A 4,077-nucleotide genomic window follows, 5' to 3' on the forward strand; every position below is an offset into this window, starting at 1 on the left:
CTCCCCCCTCCCCGGAGCTCCCTATGACTGCCGTGGATGAGCGGTCGTCCGTGGAGACCAGTGGCACCGCCAGTTCTGGCCTCTACACCTACGACCTCGCCCCGACGAAGAAAGAAGGGCGCCGCTGGGGCGCCTACAACGTCTTCACCCTCTGGGCCAACGATGTGCACAGCCTCGGGAATTACGCGTTCGCCATCGGGCTTTTCGCACTCGGCCTGAACGTGTGGGGCATCCTGGCAGCCTTCGCGCTCGCCTCCGTCCTGCTCTTCCTCCTGCTGACGCTCTCCGGCTTCATGGGACACAAGACGGGCGTCCCCTTCCCCGTCATGAGCCGCATCGCCTTCGGCGTCAAGGGCGCGAAGATACCTGCCGGAGTGCGGGGGGCCGTCGCCATCGCCTGGTTCGGCATCCAGACCTATCTCGCCTCATCCGTACTCAGCGCCCTCCTGGTGGCGATGTTCCCCGGCATGGGCCACCTGGACGACAACACGTTCCTGGGCCAGTCGGCGCTCGGCTGGATCACGTTCCTGGCGCTGTGGGCGCTCCAGATACTCATCGTGAGCTACGGCATGCAGATGATCCGCAGGTACATGGCCTTCGCCGCACCCACCACCCTGATCACCATGTGTGCGCTCGCGGCCTGGATGTTCTTCCGGGCGGACGGCTCGGTCTCGCTGTCCATCGACGCCCCGCTCACCGGCGGCGCGATGTGGCTGCAGGTACTGCAGGGTTCCGCGCTGTGGGTCGTGGTCTACGGGACCTTCGTGCTGAACTTCTGCGACTTCACCCGGTCTGCCAGGAGCCGCGGCTCCATCGTGCGCGGCAACGTGATCGGCATCCCGGTGAACATGCTCTTCTTCGCCGTCATCGTCGCGGTGCTCAGCGGAGCCCAGTTCAAGCTCGACGGACACGTCATCACGAGCCCCACGGACATCGTGCGGACCATTCCGAACATGTTCCTGCTGGCCGTCGCCTCGCTCGCGCTGATCGCGCTGACCGTGGCGGTGAACCTGCTGGCCAACTTCGTCGCGCCCATCTACGCGCTGGTCAACCTCTTCCCCCGCCGGCTCAACTTCCGCCGGGCCGGGCTGGTCAGCGCGGTCCTGGGCCTGGTGATCCTGCCCTGGAACCTCTACAACAGCCCCGTCGTCGTCAACTACTTCCTCGGCGGGCTCGGCGCCCTGCTCGGACCGCTCTTCGGCGTGATCATGGCGGACTACTGGCTGCTGCGGAAGGCCCGCGTGAACGTGCCCGACCTCTACACCGAGGACGCCCAGGGCGAGTACCACTACCGCCGCGGCTACAACCCGCGGGCCGTCGCCGCCTTCGCGCCCAGCGCCGCGGCGGCGGTCGTGGTGGCCCTCGTGCCCGCCTTCCACGCCGTGGCCGGGTTCTCCTGGTTCATCGGCGCCCTCCTCGCCGCCGGGCTGTACGCGCTCATCGCGGACCGCACCGTGGCGCTGAGCGACGTGGACGGCGAGGCCATCGCCGTCGCCGCCGAATGAAGAAACCACCAGCAGAAGGCCGGACCATGCGCATCCTCGTCGTGAACGTCAACACCACGCGATCCCTCACGGAGTCGATCGGGCAGCAGGCGGAGAGTGCCGCGTCGCCCGGCACCGACATCGTTCCCCTGACACCCGCCTTCGGCGCCGAGTCCGTGGAGGGCAACTACGAGAGCTACCTCGCCGCCCTCGCCGTGATGGAAACCGTCCGCGCCTACCCGGGGCCGTTCGACGCGGTCATCCAGGCGGGTTACGGCGAGCACGGACGCGAGGGGCTGCAGGAACTGCTCGACGTCCCCGTCGTGGACATCACCGAGGCCGCCGCGAGCACCGCCCAGTTCCTCGGCCGCACCTACTCCGTCGTCACCAGCCTCGACCGCACGGTGCCCCTGATCGAGGAGCGCCTCCAGGCGGCCGGGCTCAGCGCACGGTGCGCCTCCGTGCGCGCCAGCGGCCTGCCCGTACTCACCCTGGAGCAGGACGAGGAGGCCGCCGTCGACGCCATCGCGGAGCAGGCCGCCCGGGCGGTGGAGGACGACCGCGCCGAAGTGATCTGCCTGGGCTGCGGGGGCATGTCAGGACTGACCGAACGCGTCGTCGACCGTACGGGGGTGCCCGTCGTCGACGGGGTGACCGCGGCCGTGAAGGTCGCCGAGTCCCTCGTCGGCCTCGGCCTGACGACGTCCAAGGTGCGCACGTACGCCCCGCCGCGGGCCAAGGCGATCCGCAACTGGCCGCCGGTGGCACGCTGAGGCCGGCCCGCGACCGCGCGGGCCCGTACCCGCGCGGTGGGCCGCCCTCACGCACGTCGTCAGAACGCAGACCCCGGGAGGGGCGACTGCCCGAAAACTCGAACCGGAGGACGAGGCCATGATCCACCTGCACACCCGCGACGCGGTCGAGGAGTACCTGCGGGTGCGCGAGGATCTGTTCCGGGCCATGTGCACCGACCGCCACAACGGCGTCGCCGCCCAGGAGATCGCGCGCACAGCGGCCGGCACCTACAGCTCACCCGTCATCCTGGAGTACCTCTCCTGCGTCGAACTGCGCGACGACGCGCGGGCCGCCCTGCGCCGCGCCGGACTCGACCGCTGTGTGGGCGTGCGGTCGACCGGAGCGGGCGGCGGACCGCGCACCGTTCTGCTCGCTGCGACCCGCGATCCCGCGGAACTGGAGGACGAGGATCGCCGCACGCTGCCCGAGCGCGTCGCCACGGCTCTGGGAAACGCGGGCATCCGGCTCGAGACCGGCGACCGCACCTCGCTGGCCGGCATGTTGCACGGCGGCGAGGAGGTCCGCCTCCGCCGCGCACGGCACCGGGCCACCTGACGGGATCGCGCCCGTCCGAGGCGCGTCGCGTCACCTGACATGCCGGGCCACGGCGACGTTCGTGCACGTGACGTCCGCGGCGAACGCGCCGCGCATCCGGCGGGCCGGGAGTGCTGCTCGAAAGGGCCGCGGCGGCCGGCGACCCCGGCGACCCGGCCGTGGGCCGCGCGTCACCTCGCCGTCGGAGGGCTGCCCAGGCCGTAGGCGCGCGCCGCTGTCCCCGACCACACCTCGGCCTGTTCGCTCGGGCTCAGCGCGGTGGTGAGGGTCCGGGCCGCCGCCACGACGTCCCCGTAGCTCGCGGCCAGTGTGCACACCGGCCAGTCGGAGCCGAACATCAGACGCTCCGGGCCGAACGCGTCGAGGGCCGCGTCAACGCAGCCGCGCAGCCGGTCGATCGTCCAGGTGTCCCAGTCGGCCTCGGTGACCAGGCCGGAGAGCTTGCCCACGGTGTTGGGCAGCGCGGCGAGGCGCCGCAGTGCGGCCTCCCAGTCCCGCAACCCGCCCGCGGCCAGCGGCGGCTTGCCCAGATGGTCGAGGACGAAGGTCAGTTCGGGCACGGCGGCGGCAGCCCGCACCGCCGGCGGCAGTTGGTGCGGCAGGACGACGAGGTCGTAGGCGAGCCCCTGCGCCGCCACGGCGCGCAGTCCGCGCAGGACGTCGGGGCGCACCAGCCATTCCGGATCGGGCTCGCCCTGCACCTGATGGCGGATGCCGCGCAGGAACTCCCCGCCGGGCAGCGCGCGCAACCTGGCCAGCTCCTCCGGTACGCCGGGAGGGGTGAGGTCCGTCCAGCCGACCACGGCCGCGATCAGGTCGCTGCCGGCCGCCAGCGCGAGGAGTTCCGGTGTCTCCTGCGCAACGGTGACGGTCTGTACCAGGACGCTCGCCGTCACCGAGGCGGCGCGGGCCTCGTGCGCGAACTCGGCGGCAGGGAAGGAGCGGCGCAGCGGTGCCATGGCGGGGCCGCTGATCCAGGGCTGGTCGCGCACGCTCAGGTCCCACAGATGATGGTGCGCGTCGACAGTGTGCATGCTGCGCGCCTCTCTCCTCGTCGCAGGGTCCGGGGTCGGGGGGGCCGGGGCCGGGGGGGGGGGGGGGGGGGGGGGGGGGGGGGGGGGGGGGGGGGGGGGGGGGGGGGGGGGGGGGGGGGGGGGGGGGGGGGGGGGGGGGGGGGGGGGGGGGGGGGGGGGGGGGGGGGGGGGGGGGGGGGGGGGGGGGGGGGGTGGGGGGGGCGGGGGCC

4 protein-coding genes are annotated in these 4,077 nt (G+C 72.7%); 3 read left to right on the forward strand and 1 reads right to left on the reverse strand.

Annotation, left to right across the window (positions count from 1 at the left end):
* The first annotated feature begins 23 nt into the window (after nt 1-23).
* The 3 genes from AB8Z75_RS31325 to AB8Z75_RS31335 all read left to right on the forward strand — a co-directional run bounded on the left by AB8Z75_RS31325 (nt 24) and on the right by AB8Z75_RS31335 (nt 2,834).
* The gene (locus AB8Z75_RS31325; protein WP_369207943.1) at nt 24-1,505 is read left to right on the forward strand and encodes an NCS1 family nucleobase:cation symporter-1; all 1,482 of its coding nucleotides are present in this window, start codon (nt 24-26) and stop codon (nt 1,503-1,505) included.
* Nucleotides 1,506-1,531: 26 nt separating this feature from the next.
* Nucleotides 1,532-2,257, forward strand: a complete 726-nt coding sequence (locus tag AB8Z75_RS31330; RefSeq protein ID WP_369207945.1) for an aspartate/glutamate racemase family protein — start codon at nt 1,532-1,534, stop codon at nt 2,255-2,257.
* Between the two features lie 118 nt (nt 2,258-2,375).
* Nucleotides 2,376-2,834, forward strand: coding sequence for a hypothetical protein (locus AB8Z75_RS31335; protein WP_369207946.1), 459 nt, complete (start codon nt 2,376-2,378; stop codon nt 2,832-2,834).
* Nucleotides 2,835-3,004: 170 nt separating this feature from the next.
* On the opposite strand, the gene AB8Z75_RS31340 is transcribed toward AB8Z75_RS31335, so the two are convergent.
* Nucleotides 3,005-3,868, reverse strand: a complete 864-nt coding sequence (locus tag AB8Z75_RS31340; protein WP_369207948.1) for an amidohydrolase — start codon at nt 3,866-3,868, stop codon at nt 3,005-3,007.
* Nucleotides 3,869-4,077 lie beyond the last annotated feature (209 nt).

It is taken from the genome of Streptomyces sp. PU-14G (assembly GCF_041028275.1).
In the GTDB taxonomy this organism is placed as follows: domain Bacteria; phylum Actinomycetota; class Actinomycetes; order Streptomycetales; family Streptomycetaceae; genus Streptomyces.